A 22294-nucleotide genomic window follows, 5' to 3' on the forward strand; every position below is an offset into this window, starting at 1 on the left:
GCCATCTCTTTTTTATTATGCAATTGGTGATAATTCGCTTTCTGTGGCCCACTTATGGTTCTTTATTTTTTCTCCTCCTGTGGGTAAAGTGAAGTCCACCATATAGGCGTCCATTTCTTCTACTGTATGAATCTACGGAGAACATAAGGATAAATGTCATATTTTCGTGACATATACAAAAACTAAATCCTGTCTTGATTCTGTCCCGTCAAATCAGTCATTATGCACACATTTTTCATATTTTCCCGTTACACTGGTAATAGAAATCATAAATTTCTGGAGACCATTTCTTCGACTCCCATATCAGCAATCTGAGGGATAAATTGAAAAAGCCGGATTCCCGATCGAACATCATTTAAAAACCATACGGGGGATTGGGTATCAGTGGAAAATATATTGAAGAAAGCAGGAGAAACAATGAAACAGATCAAAACATTTTTACTAGTATCTTTATTAGGCATCATGGTATCTGGCTGCTCTGCATCAATTGAGGAATATTCCTACGTCAAATCGGAAGATGCGACCATCGACCACATCCACGGAATCGGGTACCCAAATAATAAAGGCGAATTGGTGATTGCTACTCATGATGGGCTAATGAAATACAAAGATTCCACTTGGTACGAAACCAATATCAATAAACACGATTATATGGGCTTCCAGCCGTATAAAGATGGATTTTATTCCAGCGGACACCCGGAAGAGGGGTCAAAACTAAAAAACCCACTGGGATTGGTCAAAAGTACGGATGGCGGCAAGTCATTAAACAAGTTGGCATTCTATGGCGAAACCGACTTTCATTATCTCGGTGCAGGTTACCAGTCCCAGGCCCTTTATGCGATTAACCAAGAGCCTAATTCGGAGATGGATACAGGGCTTTACCGCACCATGAATGATGGGGAAAATTGGGAAAAGGCCGATATGAAAGGGTTTGACTCTACTTCAATCGGAAATATTGCGGTTCACCCTTCAAAGAAAGAGATGCTGGCCATCTCCAGTAAGGATGGGGTATTTGTATCACAAGATGGCGGAGACTCCTTTATAAAAGTGGAGAATACTCAAACGACAACCAGCATCTACTTAACTGAAAAGGCAGGGCTTTTCTCCAGTATTGCAGAAGGAAAGATACAATTATATAAGCTGGATCTTGACTCAAACAAAATTCAACTCTACCCCACTCCAGAACTATCTCAAGATAATCCGATCATGTATATCTCATCTAACCCTGAACGCTCTGATGAGTGGACGGTCGTGACCTATAACAATGATATCTACCAAACGACTAATAATGGGGAGACATGGGATGAAGTTGTAGATGAAGGAAAGGTTACAAAGTAGGATATTTCATAAGGAGTGGAGACCATTCGAATTGTTTCCACTCCTTTTTGTTTACGCGATTTTCATACACTCTTCTGCACAATTGAAACATGCATCGGCACATTTCTGGCAGTGATTATCGTGATCATGTTTCTTTCATTCTTCCCCCCATGTTTCACAAATAAATACCAGCACACACCTGGGCGATTTCCGCTACAAAGGGGGTTCCCCTTACTAAGGATTGTTCTAAGTATGCACATATATCTGCACATTCGCAGTCCAAACGGATACACACTTTAATCATGTTGAAATCATAAACACAGGGTATACATAGAAAATTTAAAGTGCAGGACGAATTGTACATTTTAGATGGCGAAGGACATCACTAAATCCTGAAATAGAAAAAAGATGGAGAGAAAAATTGCTCCATCTTTTTTAGTAGTTATTCACACAACCTGACATACTTTCCTTCGTCGTTTGAGGATGGCAATGAGATTCTGGATCTTCCTCCGGCTCTACTTTCACCACAATCCACTTGTCACGATGAAATTGTACGGTTAGTACGACGGCTCGAAAAGCAATATCCAGACCTATGGCTATCCAGACACCAAGCAGCCCCCACTCCAACTGTACCCCTAACACATAAACAAGTAACGTTCGGATAGCCCACATACCGATTCCTGTTAAATACATCGGAAATTTTGTATTATTCGCTCCTTGAAATGCACCTGTTAAAATAAGGACAACCGCCAAAAATGGCTGAAACACTCCTGAGACCTTCAATGCTGTTCCAATGTTCCCAATCACTACTTTGTCTTCTGTAAATAAACTGCCAGCCGATCCGCCTAAGCTAAATAATATGATCCCGAAGACCGTCATACTTCCTATCGCTAAATACATACACAATTTTGCATATGTTTTCGCATCATCAAATCTTCCGGCTCCCACCTGCTGACCAACCAGAATCGTTGCTGCTGTGGCAAACCCAAACCCGATCATGTAAGAAAAGACTTCGATATTACCTGCAATCTGATGGGCTGCGAATACATTTGTCCCAAGAGCGACAACAAATCCAAAGTAAACAATTTGACCTGCCCTCATGATCAATCGCTCTCCTGCTGCGGGAGTCCCTAGGATGAACAGTTCTTTTAGATGAACAGAATCTACTTTCCAATACTCTTTTTTGAACGTTAATGAAGTATTTTTTTGAATATAACCGAATAGGATAAAGGTTCCCAGAACACGGGCAAGGACAGTAGCACTTGCTGCTCCGATTATCCCCATTTCAGGTATAAACCAAAACCCAAAGATTAACACATAATCCAGTACCGCATTCACTATGTTGATGACAATACTCGTTTTCATCGGTGACTTTGTGTCGCCCGCCCCCCTGAGAATGGCACTCAAAACGAACATAAGCGCCATAAATACAGATGGGATCGCAACAATCCTAAAATATGTCACCCCCGCATCCAGTACATTGTTATCAATCCCCATTAATTTAAGCAATGGCTCTGCAAACAAAATGGTAATGATTCCTGTGATTAGACCAATTACTATCGTAACAATGATCGATTGCTGAGCAATGTGTCGGGCTTTCTCTATTTTTTGGGCACCTATAAAGTTAGCAATATATACATTAGCAGCTACGCCAAGTGCCATGAATAGAGCAAAATAGATGGCCAGTATAGCATTTGTTACCCCTACAGCCGAAACTTGTATTAACCCCAACTTAGAAACAAAGTACGTATCTACAAAACCTAAAATAGTCTGGAAAAAGTTCTCCACAACTGCGGGCAGTGCGAGTAGAAGAATCAGCTTTATCTTTTTTCCAGTAGTATCTGCTTCATCAACATTTTTACCTTTAATATGTGTTGTCAGTATCGTCCCTCCTAGCATCTTTATATACGACACTTATATCTTTCCCGAAAAATATGAAGAAATTATGCAAACAAAAAGACGCTCATATTTATTGATGAGCGCCCTCTTGAAAATTGTATATTTTAGTTTGGCTGGCCCCCAATAGGACATGCCCATGCCTAGGTCCATCGGGTAACGATTTTAAACGGAAAGTACAGTCCAGATCACTTAAAACAAAAGGTATTGAAGAAGAGTTTTTCAAAATTATAATATTTAAAGATAATTCCTTCTGACTAATAATGAAATAAAAAAACCATGTTTTATGCTAAAAAGCAAAAACATGGTTACACTTGTATTACAAAGAGGATACATACAAGGATCCTCATATGATTTTATAAAATAAAAACCACCAAATATGTATTTGGTGGAGACGGTGGGAATCGAACCCACGTCCAGAAACATCGCCACTTAAGCGTCTACGAGCGTAGTCGATATATTCGCAAGTTCACTGCAGCTTCTGCCTATCGACGGGCGTCCGTGCAGCTAGTCTGATTAGTCTCTTCCTTTGTCCTCAGACGGTGGACTCCGGCGTAGCCTACTAAGAGTGAGTCCCTTACCCTACCACATAGGCGATGGAGGGAGGAACAGCTAAAGCGCTATTACGCAGCTAAAGCTAAGTTATTGTTAGTTTTGCCAGTTATTATTGGCTTTGACGTTTTATCGTGGACGATCCCCACGGCTCGCAACCTAAGCTCGAACTATCCCTGTCGAATCCGTAACGTCCCCATGATAGAAAGGGAAGAACGGGAAAGAATAAGTTCAGCGTGTAAGTCACTTATTCAATTGTTCTTACAGCCACAAAATTACCTCGCGACATCTACTAGTATAACAAATCCTGAGATAATTGCAAATGCCAGATTCCGGAAATCTGTATAGTTACATTCCTTTTTGGCGCTGAGCCAGTTCTCTCTGGATAGAGCGGTTGGCTTCTTTTCGTTTTAAATCTTCACGTTTATCATACTTCTTCTTACCACGGGCAAGGCCGATCAGAAGCTTAGCTACACCATTTTTGATGTATAGCTTTAATGGAACGATACTATATCCTGCTTCCTTCGAATCACCGATTAATTTATTTATTTGCTTTTTATGGAGCAGCAGCTTACGTGTTCTGAGAGGTTCGTGATTAAATCGATTTCCCTGTTCATAAGGACTGATATGCATATTGTGAACGAAAATCTCTCCATTTTGAACACGGGCAAAGGAATCCTTCAAATTCACGCGGCCGCCCCGGATCGCTTTAATCTCGGTCCCTTGCAGTACTAGACCCGCCTCATATGTTTCTTCTACGGCATAGTCATGACGGGCTTTCTTATTTTGGGCAATGAGCTTGCCTTCTCCCTTTGGCATTGGAATCCCCTCTTTTTCTTTCTAGCGTTTAATGTTTATTATCTCATAACTCCAGGAAAAATTGTACCGAAACACTTGGAAAAGAAGAGGAGCAAAGGATATCCCATTGCTCCTGAACCTTTATTTCTTCTTTTTACGTTTGCTTCGAGGCGCGTTTTCAAAATGTTTCTTATTCGTCTTTTTCTTCTTGTTGTTTTTCGGTGGACGCGTTGACCACTCTCCGTCTTTTTTACGGTTTGAGGATCGATTCGATTTAGAGCGGTCTGAAGATTTCCCATTGTCTGTTCTGAATGAGCGGACACGGTCTTCGCGCTCCTTACGATTGTTCTTCATGCCTACGATTTCAAAGTCGATGGAACGCTCATCCTTATTGACGCTCACGACACGAACAGTAATCTCATCTCCAATTCGGAATACGTTTGCCGTTCTTTCACCGATCATGGCGAGATGACGTTCATCAAATCGGTAGTAGTCATCGGTCATATAACTCACATGAACAAGACCTTCAATCGTGTTAGGTAATTCGACAAACAGTCCGAAGTTCGTAACGGAACTGATGATACCGTCGTATTCCTCTCCCACTTTGTCTTCCATGTATTCTGCTTTTTTCAGTTCATCGGTTTCACGCTCTGCATCCACTGCACGACGCTCACGACTTGATGTGTGCTCAGCGATGTGGCCCATTTGAGCGCCCCATTTTTCACGGGTTGCCTGATCAAGTTTTCCTTCGATCAAATAGGTTCTGATCAAACGGTGGACAATTAAGTCAGGATAACGACGGATCGGTGATGTGAAATGAGTGTAGAACTCTGTCGCCAGTCCGAAGTGGCCCAGACTTTCAGGGTCATATTTCGCCTGCTGCATGGAACGAAGCATCATTGTTGATACAACCATTTCCTCAGGTTCACCCTGTACGTCTTCGACAATCTCCTGAAGGGCACGAGGATGGATGGAATTGGCTGTTCCTTTTACGATTAAACCGAAATTGGTAATGAACTCGAAAAAACGCTGAAGCTTATCTTCTTTGGGATCTTCATGGATACGATAGATGAACGGCACTTCCATCCAGTGGAAATGTTCGGCAACCGTTTCATTTGCCACCAGCATGAACTCTTCGATCAGCTTTTCTGCGACCGAACGTTCACGAAGCACCACATCCGTCGGTTCTCCTTCTTCATTGACAAGCACTTTCGCTTCTTTAAAATCGAAGTCGATGGCTCCACGCTTCATGCGTTTCGTACGAAGAACCTGTGCCAAATCTTCCATTTCCTCGAACATCGGTACCAAAGGCTCGTATTTTTTACGAAGTTCTTCATCTTTATCGACAAGGATTTTGTTTACATCTGAATACGTCATTCGTTCTGTCGTTTTTATGACGCTTTGGAAGATTTCGTGTTTCACGACATCGCCATCAGGTGAAATTTCCATATCACAGGATAAAGTTAATCGATCGACCTTGGGATTAAGTGAGCAGATACCATTCGATAATCGGTGAGGGATCATTGGGATGACCCGGTCTACCAAGTATACAGATGTACCTCTATCAAAAGCTTCCTGATCAATCGGAGAGCTTTCTTTTACATAGTACGTTACGTCCGCAATATGTACCCCAAGCTTATAGTTTCCATTATCAAGCTTTGTTACCGTTACCGCATCATCAAGATCCTTGGCATCAGCACCATCGATGGTGACGATTGTCTGATCCCGCAGGTCTTTTCGGTTTGGAATTTCTGATTCGTCTATTTCACTTGGCACATTATTCGCCTGATCCATGACTTCTTCAGGAAACTCAACGTCAATTCCATGTTTATGGATGATCGAAAGAATATCGACTCCCGGATCATTTTTGTGACCCAGGATTTCAATGACTTCACCCTCTGCACTCTTGCGCCCTTCAGGATAGGAAGTTAATTTCACTACTACTTTATGTCCTTCCGTTGCACCCATTTGAGCAGATTTCGGGATAAAGATATCACTCGCAAACTTCTTATCATCCGGAATGACGAATCCGAAATGTTTACTTTCCGTAAACGTACCAACCATTTGATCCACACCGCGCTCTACGATTCTCACGACGGTTCCTTCTCTTCGGGAACCTGAAGAAGAAGTAGACACTCTTACTAACACAATATCACCATGCATGGCGTTATTCGTTTCATTAGGAGGGATAAAGATATCGTCCATACCTGATTCTTCCGGTATCACAAACGCAAATCCTTTTGCATGAGCGGATACTTTCCCTCTTACCAGATTCATTTTGTCGGGCAGGCCATAACGGTTGCTTCTAGTGCGAACGACTAACCCTTTCTCTTCCATTACGACAAGAGCTTTTACGAAATCCTTGAAGTTCGTGGACCCTTCTATTCCGAATGCTTCTTCAAGCTCCTGTACCGTCAATGGCTTGTATGCTTCTTCCTTCATGTAGGAAAGGAGCCTATCCACATGCTCTTTAATATTTTCGTCCATGACAATCCCTCCTGATCATCGAATTCATCAAACCGTCCAGTCCAATTTCTCTAAGAAACCGTAGACGTCTTCATGAAGCTGTTCTTTTTCTTTATCTAATGTAATGACATGACCGGACTCTTCGTACCACTTGATATCTTTCTCATCCGACTCCACGTTGTCATAGATGATATTCGCAGAATCTGTATTGATCATATGGTCATGCCTTGCCTGTACTACAAACGTCGGTGAATAGATCATATCCACGTTTTCACGCACATCTGCAATCAACTCCTGCAGGGCCTTCAATGTATTCATCGGCGTTTTCTTGAACTCTTCTATTTCTTTTTCAATTTGTTCTTCCGGTTTTCCTTCAAATTTCTTAAATTCACGGGCGTATTCCACTACCCCTTTATACATCACGTCTTCACTTTTTATATACATTGGCGCACACATAGGGACAATACCCTTTACAGGTACAGTGTAACCTAATTTAAGAGAAAATACCCCTCCGAGCGAAAGGCCCGCGACGGCAATCTCTTCGTACCCTTTGCTCTTTAAATGTTCGTATCCGTCCATGACGTCCTTCCACCAATCTTCTGGACCCGTGTGGACCAGTTCTTCAGGGGGAACACCATGTCCCTTATAGTGAGGGGCGTGGGAAGAATATCCTTTCTTTTCTAAATAACGTCCAAGCATTCGTACATCGGCGGAATTTCCGGTGAATCCGTGAAGCAATAGTACGGCACGGGGACCTGCTTCAAAAGTGAATGGTTTTGGTAATGCGGTTTTCATGACTAATAACTCCTTTTATCTCATTTTAAACAAACGTTTGATTAGTTGTTAAAAACCTTGGTTTCAAGGTCCTCAGCATGTTAAACGGTTGTTTAAATGATTTCTTTATGTAATCAGATTTTAGTGGTTTTTTTATTAAACAAACGTTTGATTAGTAGCTGGAAAGCTTGATTTCATAGGCTTCGTTCAGTTAAACGATCGTTTAGTCCACTCTTCTTCTCTATTTTTAGCAAACATTGGACAGACAATCCAATAATTCGCTTGAAAACTAAGTTTCTTTTCACGCATAGAGGGATCACTCCGCTACACCACTTGCATGATAAATAAAAAAACCTGACCTTAATGATCAGGTTTTTGTACGTATTAGATAGCTACGATGGCAATGGTTAGTACGAAGAATAGTACTGATAATACGATTGTGATTCTGTGTAGTACTAAGTCGATACCACGAGCTTTTTGTTTTCCGAAAAGTTGTTCTGCACCACCAGAGATGGCCCCTGAAAGTCCAGCACTTTTACCTGACTGAAGTAATACAATGGCGATAAGTGCGATTGATACGATAATAAGTAAAGTGACGAGTATTGTGTGCATGAGTCCCACCTCCTGATACGAACATAACATTACTACTAGTTTACCATAGGGATTATGCAGTGGACAAGGTAATATTGTTTGAATTGTGGGAAAGAGTTGGTTAGGGATGAAAGTGCGCGTCGATGTGTATAGAGACGCGATGTACATTTTTCATTTAGAATTAACTGTTAATTTGCCGGATTTTAGGCTATTTCGGCCGGATTATTATCGAAAACGGCTGGATTCTTTCACATTTCGGCTGGATTTTAAGCCAAATCGGCCGGATTATTGCCAAAACCGGCTGGATCTTCATTGTCAAAGCACCTCAAAAAGTCCCTGAGGCCGGTCTTATCCGTAAAAAATCATTTAAAACCGAGTACGTCACCACTGCAACTTTCTTTTCTGCTTGTCACACCCCTTTTTAGCTAAAAACCCTTTAATCGTAACGCGAATTGGCAAACAGGGTATTTATAAAAATGAGAAGTCATACCAAAAAAGCAGCCCCATCCAAAGACGGGGCTGCCTTTCTTCAATCACTTCAATTAGCGATTAACGTTATAGAATGTTTTCGCTCCAAGATATTGAGCTGTGTGAGCCAATTGATCTTCGATGCGAAGAAGTTGGTTGTATTTCGCTACGCGGTCTGTACGTGATGGAGCACCCGTTTTGATTTGACCAGCGTTTGTTGCTACTGCGATGTCAGCAATTGTGCTGTCTTCTGTTTCACCAGAACGGTGAGAGATGACTGCTGTGTAACCAGCGCGCTTCGCCATTTCGATTGCATCGAATGTTTCAGTCAGTGTACCGATTTGGTTCACTTTGATCAGGATTGAGTTACCGATACCTTGCTCGATACCTTGAGAAAGCTTAGTCGTGTTTGTAACGAATAAGTCATCCCCAACTAGTTGAACTTTCTTACCGATACGCTCAGTCAGAAGTTTGAAACCATCCCAGTCGTTTTCGTCAAGACCGTCTTCGATTGAAACGATTGGATATTTGTTACACATTTCTTCATACCAATCAACCATTTCTGCAGATGAACGAACAACGCCTTCTCCAGAAAGGTGGTATTTACCGTCTTCTTTGTTGTAGATTTCAGAAGCTGCAACGTCCATAGCAAGAAGAACTTCTTCTCCTGGCTTGTAACCAGCTTTTTCGATTGCTTCAATAATTGTAGAAAGTGCTTCTTCGTTAGACTTAAGGTTTGGAGCGAATCCACCTTCGTCACCTACTGCAGTGTTGTAGCCTTTACCTTTAAGAACTGATTTCAGGCTGTGGAAGATTTCAGTACCCATGCGCAGACCTTCTTTAAATGTAGAAGCTCCTACAGGCATGATCATGAATTCCTGGATGTCTACGTTGTTGTCAGCGTGCTCTCCACCGTTAACGATGTTCATCATTGGCACTGGAAGCTGCTTCGCGTTGAATCCACCAAGGTATTGGTATAATTCCACTCCGAAGAAGTCAGCAGCTGCACGAGCTACAGCCATGGATACACCAAGGATAGCATTTGCACCTAGTTTACCTTTGTTTTCTGTACCGTCAAGAGCGATCATTGCCTGGTCGATTGCTACTTGCTCAGTGATGTCATAACCGATCAGTTCTTCAGCGATTTCGTTGTTTACGTTATCAACTGCTTTTTGTACCCCTTTACCAAGGTAGCGGCCTTTTTCACCGTCACGAAGTTCAACTGCTTCGTATTCACCTGTTGAAGCTCCAGATGGAACTAGTGCGCGTCCGAAAGCACCTGATTGTGTGTAAACTTCTACTTCAATTGTTGGGTTACCGCGTGAATCCAATACTTCACGAGCGTATACGTCTGTAATAAATGGCATTTAGAATCTCTCCTTATTTTTTAATTAGTGATTTTCCAGTCATTTCAGCTGGTTGATTGACATTTAATAAATCTAGCATGGTTGGAGCAAGGTCTCCCAGTATTCCTCCGTCACGAAGTTCGATTCCTTCTTTCGTAACGATGACAGGGACAGGGTTCGTAGTGTGTGCCGTCATAGGGGTGCCCTCTTCGGTCAAAACTTCATCTGCATTCCCGTGGTCCGCTGTGATGATGGCCGTTCCACCTTTTTCAGTGATGAGGTCAATAATCTTCCCTAGACACTCATCCACTGTTTCCACGGCTTTGATCGTTGGCTCAAGCATTCCTGAGTGTCCAACCATATCCGGGTTTGCGAAGTTCAGGATAATTGCATCCTGACGGTCTTCACGGATTTCTTCAAGTAAAGCATCCGTTACTTCATAGGCACTCATTTCAGGTTTTAAGTCATACGTTGCCACTTTAGGAGAATCGATGAGAATTCGTTTTTCTCCCGGGAATTCATCTTCACGGCCACCGCTCATAAAGAAGGTGACGTGAGGATACTTCTCCGTCTCGGCGATACGCAATTGTTTCAGTCCGTTTTGAGAAAGGACTTCCCCTAATGTATTATCAAGATTTGTCGGTTTGAATGCAACAAATCCATCAACTGTTTCACTGAATCGTGTTAAACAGACAAAGTGAAGATTCTTCGGATGCTTCTCTCCACGCTCAAAAGAACGGAAGTCTGCATTCGCAAATGTATTTGAGATTTGGATTGCACGGTCCGGACGGAAGTTGTAAAAGATGACAGCATCCTCGTCTTTGATTGTTGCTACCGGCTCTCCGTTTTCTTTTGTCATAACAGATGGAATGACGAATTCATCGTAGATTCCATTTTCGTAAGAATCGTTCACAAGTTCCATCGGATCATGATAGCTTGGGCCTTCACCGTACACCATGGCACGGTAAGATTTTTCTACACGTTCCCAGCGCTTGTCACGGTCCATGGAATAGTAACGACCAGAAATCGTCGCAAATTGACCCACGCCGATTTCTTTCATTTTGGCTTCAGCATCCTGGATGTATCCTTTCGCTGTTTGCGGTCCAACGTCACGTCCATCAAGGAAAGCATGAACATATACATTTTTAATGCCTTCTTTTGCTGCTAAACCAAGAAGAGCATAAAGATGTTCAATGTGACTATGGACCCCTCCATCAGAAAGAAGTCCAAAGATATGAAGATTCGTTCCTTTTGCTTTCGCATGGTTGATCGCATCCAGGAAAGTGGCATTGGTTTCAAATTCACCTTCACGAATCGCTAAATTCACACGTGTTAAGCTTTGGTACACGATACGTCCGGCACCAATATTTAAGTGACCCACTTCGGAGTTCCCCATTTGTCCTTCAGGTAGTCCTACCGCTTCGCCACTTGCAGTTAATTGATTATGAGGGTACTGATTCCACAAACGATCAAAGTTCGGCTTGTTCGCTTGGGCAACAGCGTTTCCTTCTTTTGTGTTACGGCAAGCAAAACCATCTAAGATGATTAACGCTACTGGTGACTTACTCATGTGTGCTTGCCCCTTCTAAAAGCTGCAAGAAGCTTTGTGGTTCAAGGCTTGCTCCACCCACAAGGGCTCCATCGATATCCGATTGGGCCATGTATTCTTTGATGTTGCCAGGTTTTACGCTACCGCCGTATTGAATTCTCACTGCGTCTGCTGCTTCTTGAGAAAATTCTCCTGAAACCACTTGACGGATATGAGCACATACTTCGTTCGCATCTTCCGCTGTAGATGATTTACCTGTTCCGATTGCCCAAATTGGTTCATAAGCAATGACAGTATGTTTCACTTGATCTGCCGATAGGCCGGCAAGTGCTTTTTTCACTTGGTTACCAACAAGTTCTTTTGTTTCATTATTTTCACGTTGCTCTAATGTTTCACCTACACAAACGATCGGCGTTAATCCATGTTTGAAAGCAGCAAGTGTCTTCTGATTCACAGACTCGTCTGTTTCATTGAACATTTCACGACGCTCAGAGTGTCCAAGGATGACATATTGTACGCCTAAGTCAGTAAGGGCTACAGGACTCACTTCTCCTGTGAACGCTCCGTTTTCTTCAAAGTGCATGTTTTGAGCACCAATTGCCACTTTTGAATCCTTTGTTAAATGGACCAGGCTTTCTAAAAATAGGGCTGGTGAACAAATGACAGAATCAACCACTTCTTGATCAGGTACAAGTCCTTTTACTTCTTCAGTAAAGGATTTAGCTTCTCCAAGCGTTTTGTTCATTTTCCAGTTACCTGCAATAATCGGTTTACGCATTGTACTCATCCTTTCTGTTCTTTTAAATCGTTTCAGCAAAATTGTTGGTCTTTGATGAAGCGATTATTTATCGTTAAGAGCCACTACTCCAGGAAGTTCTTTTCCTTCCATGAATTCGAGTGATGCTCCACCACCTGTAGAAATATGACTCATCTTGTCAGCATAACCGAATTTCTCAACGGCTGCTGCCGAGTCACCGCCACCGATAACAGAATATGTATCTGTTGCATCGGCTAACGCCTCCGCTACGGCTTTCGTTCCGTTTGCAAATGTTTCTAATTCGAATACACCCATCGGTCCGTTCCAGATAACAAGCTTAGAGCTTTTGATCGTATCCTGGAATAACGCTCTAGTCTTAGGTCCGATATCAAGTGCTTCCCAATCAGAAGGAATCGAGTCGATATCCACTTCCTTCGTATTTGCATCATTTGAGAAGTCATCAGCAACGACTACATCAACAGGCATAAGGAATTTAACACCTTTATCTTCTGCTTTTTTCATGAATTGCTTGGCTAAATCAATTTTATCTTCTTCAAGAAGGGATTTTCCTACCTCATGGCCTTGGGCTTTCACGAATGTGTAAGCAAGTCCTCCACCAATGATCAGGTTGTCCACTTTGTCTAATAGGTTGTCAATGACACCGATTTTGTCTTTTACTTTTGCTCCACCGACGATGGCTGTGAATGGGCGTTCAGGGTTGGATAGAGCCTTTCCTAATACATCCAGCTCTTTCTCCATCAGTAGGCCTGCTACAGCCGGAAGGTGCTTTGCCACTCCTTCAGTAGAAGCATGTGCACGGTGGGCAGCACCGAATGCATCGTTCACATAAAGGTCTGCAAGGGCTGCGAATTCTTTCGCAAGCTCAGGATCATTCTTTGTTTCCCCAGGGTAGAAGCGAACGTTTTCCAGTACAAGAACGTCACCTTCAGACATGTCGCCGATCTTTGATTGAACAGCTTCACCATACGCTTCATCTGCTTTGGCTACGTTTTTCCCAAGAAGTTCGGAAAGTCGTTCAGCCACAGGTGTTAAACGCAGCTCTTCCACCACTTCACCTTTCGGACGGCCTAAGTGACTAGCCAGAATGACCTTCGCTCCGCCATCTACTAAGTACTTGATTGTAGGGAGAGCAGCTTGAATACGGGTTTCATCTGTGATCTTGCCTTCTGACATCGGTACGTTGAAGTCCACACGGCAAAATACGCGTTTCCCTCTTACATCGACATCTTTAATCGACTTTTTGTTCATCGTAAAAGGCCTCCTTTAGTTTTCAATTTCTACATCTTTTTCAAAAAAATAGAAATAGCAATAAGAAAAGGGAGAGGGGAATCTTCCCCGCTCCCCTTCACCACATCTTCATTATAGATGGTGGGACAAAATTTATCCATCAATCACCATGCTAATGATGTCAATTTACAAAACTTTATGGATTAAAGTCCTTTTGAAGCGATATAACCAGCTAGGTCTACTACACGGTTAGAGTATCCGCTCTCGTTATCGTACCAAGAGATCACTTTTACCATGTTGTCTTCTAGAACCATTGTAGAAAGTGCATCGATTGTAGAAGAAGCCGGGCTACCGTTGTAGTCAGTTGATACTAAAGGCTCTTCGCTGTAAGCAAGGATTCCTTTAAGATCGCCTTCAGCAGCTTCTTTAAGTGCTGCATTCACATCTTCAGCCGTTACGTTCTTATCAAGTTCAGCAACCAAGTCTACTAGAGAAACGTTTGGAGTTGGAACACGAACCGCTCCACCGTTCAGTTTCCCTTTAAGCTCAGGAAGAACTAGAGATACAGCCTTCGCAGCACCAGTAGTTGTTGGAATCATGTTCTCAGCAGCTGCACGTGCACGACGGTAATCTTTATGTGGTAAGTCTAAGATTTGTTGGTCGTTTGTGTAAGAGTGGATTGTTGTCATCATTCCACGCTTGATTCCGAATTTATCGTTAAGAACTTTCGCGAATGGCGCTAAGCAGTTCGTTGTACAAGATGCGTTTGAGATAACATCGTGGCTAGCCGCGTCGTATTTATCTTCGTTAACACCCATAACCACTGTGATATCTTCATCAGATGCAGGAGCAGAGATGATGACTTTCTTCGCACCAGCTTCGATGTGTTTCGCAGCGTCAGCACGCTTTGTGAAACGTCCAGTAGATTCAACAACGATATCTACACCAAGATCTCCCCAACCAAGTTGAGCAGGATCGCGCTCAGCGAGTACCTTTACTTTTTTACCGCCGACTACAAGGTAGTCACCGTCAACAGTTACTTTCTCTTGAAGAGTTCCGTGAACTGTATCATATTGTAAAAGGTGAGCAAGCATGTTTGCATCAGTTAAGTCATTAACTGCCACTACCTCTACGTCGTTATTTTTAAGTGCTGCACGGAATACATTACGTCCGATACGTCCAAATCCGTTAATACCAATTTTTGTTGCCATGAATAATTTCCTCCTTTAGATAGTTAAGGATGATTTTTTTATATTTCAAAAGGGCTTACCCTTTTAAAAGCTCTCTTGCTGCTCCCTCATCCGTGATGAGCACGGTTTTCTTAGGAGCACTCTTCATATACGCCCGAATCGCTTTCGCTTTCGAGCTGCCGCCAGCGACGGCGATGACGCTTTCGATGTGACTTAAATCTTCTAATTGCAAGCCGATCGTTGGCACCTTATGTACCACTTCACCCGCTTCGTTAAAATAATAACCAAATGCCTCACCGACAGCATGACCATCTGTGATCTTCTCAAAGTCTTCATCAGTGGTCTTTCGTCTTTCAGCCATCGTGATAGCATCTCCAATCCCATGGAGAACCATGTTAGCCGATTTGATCAAATTCAAAACTTCTTTGATCATCGGTTCTTTCAAGAAGGATTTGTATACTTCTTTACTAACCTGATCCGGCACATATAAAACACGATGTCGCGTTCTCGTATGCTCAGCCATCTTGGCACATATGGTGTTAGCCTGGTTTTTAACATCTTCCCCGATTCCACCCCGAGCAGGAACAAACAAGGTTTCTTCAGAGAAATCAGGTGTCAGCCTTTCTGCCACGGCTGCCATCGTCGAACCTCCAGTCACAGCGATGATAGTATTTCCTTTCAGGCGACGTTTCATACTAGAAGCTGATGCACGCCCTAATTCTTCTTTTACCCAAGGAGACTCATCACTATTCCCAGGAACGATTACAATTTCATGAAGATTAAGTAAAGATTTTAATTCCCGCTCCATTACGTTGATTCCAGAAACCTCTCTCATCATGCTTTCCAGGTTCTCCAAAAGCTGAATACCATCCTCCGTCATGATCATGCCAGAGGTCTTGATATCAATGAGATCTTGGTTGTTAAGGAACTCCACTTCGCTTCTCAGTACACGTTCGGTCAGGCCCATGTTCTGAGCAAGACTTCTGCGTCCGACAGGCTGCATGAACCGGATGGAACGAAGAATTTGATGCCTTTTTTGCATAACTTCAAGCAGGTCAGGTAATAATCGCTTTTGTATGTCAATTAAAGATTCCATAGATAAAAGCTCCTTCAAATGAAGTGCGTGGTTATGTTGGACTACAAAAGTCCCGCATAGACATATTATGTCCCACTACCTCCAAAAAAAATTCATCCCTGCTTTCAAAGTTCATTTTATCAGGGTATGAATCGTAATTCAACTAGAAACTATCGGGTTTTTTCATGTAAACGCTTGCTGAGCGTAAAATAATCAATTTGCCCATACTGGAGGATTTCCCCGCCCAGTTCCACGACAGGGATCATGAGTCCGAAACGTTCTGTCAGTTCATCACTTTCCTCGATGTCGATCTCATTCATCTCGAAGCCCAGTTCATCCTGGAGGAGCTTTAAGGTGATTTTTGCGTCTTCGCATAATCCGCATTGGGTGCGTGTGTAGAAAATGACTTGGTTCATGTACTTCCCTCACTTTATACTAGGTTGTGTTGGTGGGTCCGGTCAGTGATTTTGTCCGGTGCCATTGTCCGGTGCCAGGCACCAAACTCACTTTTAGTGCCTGGCACCAACAGAAACCGTTTTATTCATACCTCTTCCTCATCGTCGAAGAAGTGATGCCCATTTGATCACGGTATTTGGCAATTGTCCTTCTAGACACATCGTAGCCTTTATCCAATAGTATATTGACAATTTTCTGGTCTGATAGCGGCTTTTTCTTGTCTTCTTCATCAATCAGCTTTTGTAGCTCATTTTTCACCGTCCGCGCGGAAGCCGCTTCGGAATCCTCGAGACGTACCGATTTAATTGCCGAAGTGAAGAAATACTTCAATTCGAAGATTCCATACGGCGTCTGCATATACTTCCCCTTCACGGCGCGGCTAATGGTGGATTCATGAACATCGATTTCATCGGCCACCTGCTTTAATGTCAAAGGCTGGATGGCCGATGGACCTTTTTGAAAGAAGGCCTTCTGCTTTTCAACGAGCATCTTCCCCACCTTGAGGATCGTTTGCTTTCGCTGTCTTAAACTCTGCAACAACCACTGGAAGTCCTGCTCCTTTTCCTGGAGATAGGACTGGACTTCCTTATCAGGGTGATGCTTCAAGAAATCCGTGTACTCTTCATTATATGAGACGTTGACGGTTGTGCCATCATACAACGACACGGTCACGGTATTCCCATCGATCACATTCACGACCAGTTCAGGAATAATGTATTCAGCGATTTGCTGAGAATATTTTGAGCCGGGTCTCGGATTGCAATGCTGGATGAAATCAGCCGCCTGCTGGATGTCTTTCAGCTCAACCCCAAGTTCCTTTGCGATTGCTTTCCACTTCTTTTCGGCAAAAGCTTGAAAATGGTTGTCTACAATCATGGTAACCAGAGAGGGAACATCTGCCTTCTTCTGCAGCTGAAGGGAAAGACACTCCTGCAGACTCCTTGCTCCTATCCCTGCCGGTTCCAATTCCTGCAATCTATTAATATAGTGATCAAGTTGAGCCCTTTCCAGACCATGTGTTTGAAGGAAAGATTCTTCGTCCACCCTCAAATATCCATTGTCATCCAGGCTGTATATTAATTCTTCCATTACCTTTCGATCAAAGGAAGTAAGCGATTTCAAATTTAATTGAACAGATAACGCATCCGCAAGAGTCCTCTTCGGCACGGATACATATTCATACCAATCCACCGTATCTTCATGATTGCCTGAATTTCGTTTATAAGTATAAGGTTCTCGTTGATGGAGGGGGTCTAGCTTAGGCGGTTCTAATTGTATAAGGGGATTCTCTAATTGCTTAGCTTCTAAATAAGCATTCAGTTCCATCGTAGAATATTGGAGGATGGTGATGGCTTGAGAAAGCTGTTGCGTCATTTGAAGTTTCAGTTGTTGATTTTGAAATAGTCCTGCTTTCAAATTCATGATTATTAACCTCCCATTTATCTATTCTACAATAAAATCGGTTGTTCGTTAATGGGAATTCGCTGGTAGTTGGTGGATGTGTACAATTATATAATTCTTTCCTTCATAACTTTACGGAGAGAGCGGTAGTTGATTTCCGCTGCAGGTGCTCGCTTTCCGCGGGGCGGGCGGTGAGCCTCCTCGGCTGCGCCTGCGGGGTCTCACCTGTCCCGCTATTCCCGCAGGAGTCGAGCACCTTCCGCTCCAATCAACGGTCGTGGTGTAGATCTTCTTACATCATAATAACAACTCTTATTAATATTATTCACAGTTTATAATCAGTAGAATTAATAGAATCCACAAAAAAAGACCTCATGCCTGCTGATAACTCAACAAACACAAGGTCTCTGGTACGCCCTCGGAGGGAATCGAACCCCCATTTTAAGAACCGGAATCTTACGTGCTATCCGTTGCACCGTTGAGCAGAATAAACATCTGTATCCATTGGCACATAAGGGCTGAAGGGCATTCATCTGAAATTCATTGCGTGTTATTTACCTCAAATACGAACCTATGTTGCACCCATAATAAGAAATATCATGTTCTTTGTCAATAGAAAAAGAAGTAGCAAATCACACTACTTCTTTGTACTTTCTCCATTCGATTAAAAATCTTTGTACTGCAATTACAGGATCATGTTCACGATAATCCACCAAAATATAATATCCATTTGCTTCAGCATATCTTTGCTTACATTGATCTATCTTCTTTTGATCATCAACAGATCGAGTGAAAGCATCCTGAAAGTGTTGTTTACCATGAACCTCGATATACACGTTGTATTTAGGTAGGTAAAAGTCAAACCTGCGTATTTTTCCATTAAGACTTACAGGGTATTCTGCTAGATATTTGACTTTCATCTTCCTCAAGATATTCCCAATTGCCTTTTCCCCTGTTGAACTCGTACACTCAGGACAACTCGTTTGATTAGTTGTACGAGTATTTATTGACGTTTGCCATTTATGACCTTGTTCACATTCCCAATACGCTTTATACCTGCTGCCTTTTTTATAATCACTTGGTGATCCTTCATTTCTTTCATAATCCCATTCAGATGCTATCTCTGGATATTTCTCTGCCAATGAATTGCAATACGTACATTCAAAATTTTTATGAAAACCATTTTTATTGTTATTTAGTTTCGTGTAACTGTTGGCAGATTTTACTTCTTTATCGCTTTGTAATTTTCCGCATTCACAACAACGCAAATAAATTTTTGTTTTTGATCCATATGAAATTTTCTTCATAGGCAAATTAGCGTTATCCCCTTCATTATAATAACGTCCCAAATCTGGTCTTACTTTTAGTAATGAAGTAATTTTCTTCACTATACTAACCCCTTTTTCATTTGAAAAATCGCAAGTAATAAAATAAACCGCCAACGTTAATGCTGACGGTAATTATCTTAATCACAAGAAATTCACTATTTTATTTTCATCAAACTTCAATTTGTCGTATTCAATTTCGCTGATTAAATCATATTTAGACATAAAAAAATCTAACTCACTATCTGATAATGGTTCCACAAATTTTCGCCTCTTTACCGCAAGTTCTTGTGTTGCGTATGCTAAAAATTCATTTGCTTTCTTTATTTTTCGGATTGATTCTTTTATTTCTAATATTGCATCCATGGGATTTTCAAAGGCTTTACCTGATCCAATATTATAATTGCTTTTTTTTCTGCGTTTATGACACATGAAACTAATATTTTTATAAAGTGGTGTCAATTTGAAGGTATAACGATCTGTTTCATCTTCAAAATTTGTATAAAAGGCTAATTTATCAGAATCAATTGAAACTCCATAAGAGCCCTCTTCAAACTCGATATTAAAACATGCTGCTAATTCGTTATATTTTTTTGTCACTACTTGTTGATGTTCTTTAATTGCATTTTCAATTTTTTTGTTTAACATAATAATTCCTCCATTTTCTTATGATTACAAGGTTATTATATTGAGAAATATAAAAAAGTAAGGAGGAAAATAGAAGTTATTCAAATATACTGATTACATAAAAAAAGACCGTTATTAACGGTCTTTTTACATTGTTTTATTTAGCGTTTAGGTTAATGCAATTTTTCACAATTTCATTTTCGAGATTATATTTTAAAAGGAGATCCACAAGTGTATCTCCATCTATCAGTTCTATATTGATATCTATTTTCAGACTCTTTAATTTATTAACAGCACGGATAACATCGCCCGTATATCTGGTAGTTGTAAAATAATACCCCTGTTTCGATTCCCTTAAAACGAGCGCTCCTATAAAATCACGTAAATTACCTACTGCTACAGGTCTACTCATTTTGCATTTGGATTCGAAGCAAATTGTTTCATCATTAATTCCTAACTTGATAAAACCGTCTATGCCTCCATCGTTATTCTGAGGTGTAAATACAACCTTTTTAAAATCCACTTTTAGTATGTTGGATAAAACCAACCCTGAAATATATTCAAAAAAGTTTGGATCATTTTCATTTATTTCTCGTATTTTGTGTAAATACTCTTCTGTTGTGTATGGTGATCCTTGAACTATCTTTTCTTTTCCAAGCTTGCCATTCTTTTTAAGGTCGTTTATTAAGCTGTTTGAGATTTTCTTGGGATTTAATTCTAATAACTCTTTCGCCAATTCAGTCGTTTTATACGGGCTAACTTTTGCAAAGATCAATCCAGCCTCAATTAATCTTTTCTTTGAAAAACTTACTTGTGAATAGAACTTATTAGATCCACTAGGAACTCGTTCATTCATGGCTTCTTCAGTCAAATTAAATTCCTGACTCAATGCTTCCACCGCATCTTTCACTCGATAAACTGAACCGCTATTGATTAGTTTTAAAAACGGTAAGTGTATCTCATCATACATAGGTAATCTCATCTACAACATCCTTCCGATTTTTTTATTTTGAAATCGAAGTTTATTGTGTAATTGTCATAAGTATACCCCATTAAAAGTTTCTCAGATACACATAAAAAGATAAAAATATCCAAACAGATCGGACAGAATAGTTACTTATAAAATCAGTATTTTATTATCCATAACTTTAAGTACGAGCATGTTGAAAACAAATGTAGAAACGGTATTTGCTATATTAATCTACTTTTCTACAAATCGAGGAATTTATGTTAAAATAATACAAAAAGATTAGAATGGAAGGGTAGATAAATGGTCAAACCAGGTACCGTAGTTGAATTTGATAAGAAAAAGCAATTTGTGCATGTTAAGGATCTTGGTCAAGGAGGAACTGGGGATACGCATCTCTTTAAAGATGAAACTACTGACATGTTTTTTGCATTTAAAAAGTACGCACCGAAAGACCCTAACCACAAAGATGAACATTATAAACGTTTTGTCGATGAGATAAAAATATTATTTACATTATCTCACCCTAACATTGTAAGAGTTTATAACTACTATTTATACCCTGAAAGTAAATTAGGATATCTTCAAATGGAGTTTATTGACGGGGTTTCAATTGATGAATTTGATCCTTTTTGGAGAGACTGGTCAGAAATTTTCACTGAGACAATACTTGCATTTGAATATCTAGAATCTAATAACATATTGCATAGGGATATAAGACCTGCAAACATTATGATAGATAAATATGAGAATGTTAAAGTCATTGATTTTGGTTTTGGGAAAAAATTGTTAGGCCAAGATAAGGATGGGCGAAGTGTCTTTTTAAACTGGCCTGTAACACAGTTACCAAACGAAACTGCTGATGAAGGCATATACAACCATCAAAGTGAGATTTACTTTTTGGGGAAATTGTTTAGTAACATTATTGGGGATAATATTCCAAATTTTAAATTTAAGCATATAATTGATAAGATGATTCAATTAGATCCTAGTGAAAGATATGCAAAGTTTGAGGATATTTCTGTTGATATTTCCCAAGGAGTACTCGCAATAAACTTTACAGAAGAAGAGAAAAATTTATATAGGAGTTTTGCAGAAGTACTTTCAAGGTATATAGTAAGCCATACAAATGAATACGAGCCTGTTAGAGATCCAAGTATAATAATAAATCGATTATCTACCCTTGTACGAAATAGTTTTCTGGAAGCATATATCCAGGATAATCAACAACTAATAAATTGTTTTATTAATAACAATTATACTTTTAGACAAATAAATGACATACCCCTTTCACTAGTTACTGATTTTTATCAATTTATACAAGGATTAAGGCCTTATAAACAAAAGATAGTAATAGATAATATCGACGTGAGATTATCTAATATAGGAATAGAAATAGATATTAACGAGGATGATTTACCGTTCTAATACAAAACATTTCACAAGAATCATTCGCTTTGATAATAAGGACCGCTGGGTCCTTTTGTTTTT

Annotated in this window: 18 protein-coding genes, 1 other RNA gene and 3 pseudogenes; 3 read left to right on the top strand and 19 right to left on the bottom strand. The window is 40.8% G+C overall.

The features are described 5' to 3' along the window. Nucleotides 1–15 precede the first annotated feature (15 nt). Nucleotides 16–132, bottom strand: a pseudogene (locus tag ACCB35_RS18970) (DUF1541 domain-containing protein); the annotation flags it as partial. A 149-nt stretch (nucleotides 133–281) separates the two neighbouring features. On the opposite strand from ACCB35_RS18970, the pseudogene ACCB35_RS18975 reads away from it, so the two are divergent. Together ACCB35_RS18975 and ACCB35_RS18980 are read left to right on the top strand one after the other, a co-directional pair. Next, a pseudogene (locus tag ACCB35_RS18975) lies at nucleotides 282–400 on the top strand (DNA-binding response regulator); the annotation flags it as partial. A gap of 17 nt (nucleotides 401–417) precedes the next feature. Then, on the top strand, nucleotides 418–1338 hold the full coding sequence (locus ACCB35_RS18980) for a F510_1955 family glycosylhydrolase (RefSeq protein WP_374054865.1): 921 nt from the start codon (nucleotides 418–420) through the stop codon (nucleotides 1336–1338). Between the two features lie 51 nt (nucleotides 1339–1389). On the opposite strand, the pseudogene ACCB35_RS18985 reads toward ACCB35_RS18980, so the two are convergent. The 18 genes and pseudogenes from ACCB35_RS18985 to ACCB35_RS19070 all read right to left on the bottom strand — a co-directional run. Continuing rightward, nucleotides 1390–1615: pseudogene (locus ACCB35_RS18985) on the bottom strand (four-helix bundle copper-binding protein); the annotation flags it as partial. Between the two features lie 137 nt (nucleotides 1616–1752). After that, the gene (locus ACCB35_RS18990) at nucleotides 1753–3231 is read right to left on the bottom strand and encodes an MATE family efflux transporter (protein ID WP_374054866.1); all 1479 of its coding nucleotides are present in this window, start codon (nucleotides 3229–3231) and stop codon (nucleotides 1753–1755) included. A 368-nt stretch (nucleotides 3232–3599) separates the two neighbouring features. Further along, nucleotides 3600–3963: a transfer-messenger RNA gene (ssrA, locus tag ACCB35_RS18995) on the bottom strand. Nucleotides 3964–4113: 150 nt separating this feature from the next. Next, nucleotides 4114–4584 carry an SsrA-binding protein SmpB gene (smpB, locus tag ACCB35_RS19000; RefSeq protein ID WP_044338267.1) on the bottom strand — a complete coding sequence of 157 codons (471 nt, stop codon included), beginning with the start codon at nucleotides 4582–4584 and terminating at the stop codon, nucleotides 4114–4116. A gap of 120 nt (nucleotides 4585–4704) precedes the next feature. Continuing rightward, the gene (rnr, locus tag ACCB35_RS19005) at nucleotides 4705–7050 is read right to left on the bottom strand and encodes a ribonuclease R (protein ID WP_374054867.1); all 2346 of its coding nucleotides are present in this window, start codon (nucleotides 7048–7050) and stop codon (nucleotides 4705–4707) included. A 27-nt stretch (nucleotides 7051–7077) separates the two neighbouring features. Beyond that, nucleotides 7078–7824 carry a carboxylesterase gene (locus ACCB35_RS19010; protein ID WP_044338269.1) on the bottom strand — a complete coding sequence of 249 codons (747 nt, stop codon included), beginning with the start codon at nucleotides 7822–7824 and terminating at the stop codon, nucleotides 7078–7080. A gap of 363 nt (nucleotides 7825–8187) precedes the next feature. Further along, complete coding sequence (gene secG, locus ACCB35_RS19015; protein ID WP_044338270.1) at nucleotides 8188–8415, bottom strand: preprotein translocase subunit SecG; 228 nt, start codon at nucleotides 8413–8415, stop codon at nucleotides 8188–8190. A 521-nt stretch (nucleotides 8416–8936) separates the two neighbouring features. Beyond that, nucleotides 8937–10229 carry a phosphopyruvate hydratase gene (gene eno, locus ACCB35_RS19020; protein WP_044338271.1) on the bottom strand — a complete coding sequence of 431 codons (1293 nt, stop codon included), beginning with the start codon at nucleotides 10227–10229 and terminating at the stop codon, nucleotides 8937–8939. 13 nt (nucleotides 10230–10242) lie between these two features. After that, complete coding sequence (gene gpmI / locus ACCB35_RS19025; protein ID WP_374054868.1) at nucleotides 10243–11778, bottom strand: 2,3-bisphosphoglycerate-independent phosphoglycerate mutase; 1536 nt, start codon at nucleotides 11776–11778, stop codon at nucleotides 10243–10245. Further along, nucleotides 11771–12535: a triose-phosphate isomerase gene (tpiA, locus tag ACCB35_RS19030; protein ID WP_044338273.1), complete on the bottom strand. Its 765-nt coding sequence runs from the start codon at nucleotides 12533–12535 to the stop codon at nucleotides 11771–11773. Before tpiA ends, gpmI begins: the two co-directional genes overlap by 8 nt. 63 nt (nucleotides 12536–12598) lie before the next feature. After that, the gene (gene pgk, locus ACCB35_RS19035) at nucleotides 12599–13783 is read right to left on the bottom strand and encodes a phosphoglycerate kinase (protein WP_044338274.1); all 1185 of its coding nucleotides are present in this window, start codon (nucleotides 13781–13783) and stop codon (nucleotides 12599–12601) included. Nucleotides 13784–13965: 182 nt separating this feature from the next. Next, a complete protein-coding gene (gap, locus tag ACCB35_RS19040) occupies nucleotides 13966–14973 on the bottom strand; it encodes a type I glyceraldehyde-3-phosphate dehydrogenase (RefSeq protein WP_044338275.1) in 1008 nt (335 codons plus the stop codon). Nucleotides 14974–15028: 55 nt separating this feature from the next. Continuing rightward, nucleotides 15029–16048, bottom strand: a complete 1020-nt coding sequence (locus ACCB35_RS19045; RefSeq protein WP_374054869.1) for a sugar-binding transcriptional regulator — start codon at nucleotides 16046–16048, stop codon at nucleotides 15029–15031. A 149-nt stretch (nucleotides 16049–16197) separates the two neighbouring features. Further along, nucleotides 16198–16443 (bottom strand): glutaredoxin family protein, encoded by a 246-nt coding sequence (locus ACCB35_RS19050; RefSeq protein WP_374054870.1) that lies wholly within the window; start codon nucleotides 16441–16443, stop codon nucleotides 16198–16200. Nucleotides 16444–16564: 121 nt separating this feature from the next. Beyond that, the gene (gene rpoN, locus ACCB35_RS19055) at nucleotides 16565–17905 is read right to left on the bottom strand and encodes an RNA polymerase factor sigma-54 (RefSeq protein WP_374054871.1); all 1341 of its coding nucleotides are present in this window, start codon (nucleotides 17903–17905) and stop codon (nucleotides 16565–16567) included. Nucleotides 17906–18516: 611 nt separating this feature from the next. Further along, the gene (locus ACCB35_RS19060; protein WP_374054872.1) at nucleotides 18517–19272 is read right to left on the bottom strand and encodes a zinc-ribbon domain-containing protein; all 756 of its coding nucleotides are present in this window, start codon (nucleotides 19270–19272) and stop codon (nucleotides 18517–18519) included. Nucleotides 19273–19353: 81 nt separating this feature from the next. Then, nucleotides 19354–19857 (bottom strand): hypothetical protein, encoded by a 504-nt coding sequence (locus tag ACCB35_RS19065; RefSeq protein WP_374054873.1) that lies wholly within the window; start codon nucleotides 19855–19857, stop codon nucleotides 19354–19356. Between the two features lie 136 nt (nucleotides 19858–19993). After that, the gene (locus ACCB35_RS19070) at nucleotides 19994–20818 is read right to left on the bottom strand and encodes a winged helix-turn-helix domain-containing protein (RefSeq protein ID WP_374054874.1); all 825 of its coding nucleotides are present in this window, start codon (nucleotides 20816–20818) and stop codon (nucleotides 19994–19996) included. A gap of 288 nt (nucleotides 20819–21106) precedes the next feature. Here ACCB35_RS19070 and ACCB35_RS19075 point away from each other — a divergent pair, with 288 nt between their 5' ends. After that, nucleotides 21107–22231 (top strand): protein kinase family protein, encoded by a 1125-nt coding sequence (locus ACCB35_RS19075; protein ID WP_374054875.1) that lies wholly within the window; start codon nucleotides 21107–21109, stop codon nucleotides 22229–22231. Nucleotides 22232–22294 lie beyond the last annotated feature (63 nt).

Source organism: Rossellomorea sp. FM04394, from assembly GCF_041889765.1.
Lineage (GTDB): Bacteria > Bacillota > Bacilli > Bacillales > Bacillaceae_B > Rossellomorea > Rossellomorea aquimaris_B.

Excerpts from the sequence above, each read along its gene's own strand:
- ACCB35_RS18980 (WP_374054865.1), top strand. The coding sequence starts at position 418 with ATGAAACAGATCAAAACATTTTTACTAGTATCTTTATTAGGCATCATG.
- smpB (WP_044338267.1), bottom strand. The coding sequence starts at position 4,584 with ATGCCAAAGGGAGAAGGCAAGCTCATTGCCCAAAATAAGAAAGCCCGT.
- rnr (WP_374054867.1), bottom strand. The coding sequence starts at position 7,050 with ATGGACGAAAATATTAAAGAGCATGTGGATAGGCTCCTTTCCTACATG.
- ACCB35_RS19010 (WP_044338269.1), bottom strand. The coding sequence starts at position 7,824 with ATGAAAACCGCATTACCAAAACCATTCACTTTTGAAGCAGGTCCCCGT.
- secG (WP_044338270.1), bottom strand. The coding sequence starts at position 8,415 with ATGCACACAATACTCGTCACTTTACTTATTATCGTATCAATCGCACTT.
- eno (WP_044338271.1), bottom strand. The coding sequence starts at position 10,229 with ATGCCATTTATTACAGACGTATACGCTCGTGAAGTATTGGATTCACGC.
- gpmI (WP_374054868.1), bottom strand. The coding sequence starts at position 11,778 with ATGAGTAAGTCACCAGTAGCGTTAATCATCTTAGATGGTTTTGCTTGC.
- tpiA (WP_044338273.1), bottom strand. The coding sequence starts at position 12,535 with ATGCGTAAACCGATTATTGCAGGTAACTGGAAAATGAACAAAACGCTT.
- pgk (WP_044338274.1), bottom strand. The coding sequence starts at position 13,783 with ATGAACAAAAAGTCGATTAAAGATGTCGATGTAAGAGGGAAACGCGTA.
- gap (WP_044338275.1), bottom strand. The coding sequence starts at position 14,973 with ATGGCAACAAAAATTGGTATTAACGGATTTGGACGTATCGGACGTAAT.
- ACCB35_RS19045 (WP_374054869.1), bottom strand. The coding sequence starts at position 16,048 with ATGGAATCTTTAATTGACATACAAAAGCGATTATTACCTGACCTGCTT.
- ACCB35_RS19050 (WP_374054870.1), bottom strand. The coding sequence starts at position 16,443 with ATGAACCAAGTCATTTTCTACACACGCACCCAATGCGGATTATGCGAA.
- rpoN (WP_374054871.1), bottom strand. The coding sequence starts at position 17,905 with ATGAATTTGAAAGCAGGACTATTTCAAAATCAACAACTGAAACTTCAA.
- ACCB35_RS19065 (WP_374054873.1), bottom strand. The coding sequence starts at position 19,857 with ATGTTAAACAAAAAAATTGAAAATGCAATTAAAGAACATCAACAAGTA.
- ACCB35_RS19070 (WP_374054874.1), bottom strand. The coding sequence starts at position 20,818 with ATGAGATTACCTATGTATGATGAGATACACTTACCGTTTTTAAAACTA.
- ACCB35_RS19075 (WP_374054875.1), top strand. The coding sequence starts at position 21,107 with ATGGTCAAACCAGGTACCGTAGTTGAATTTGATAAGAAAAAGCAATTT.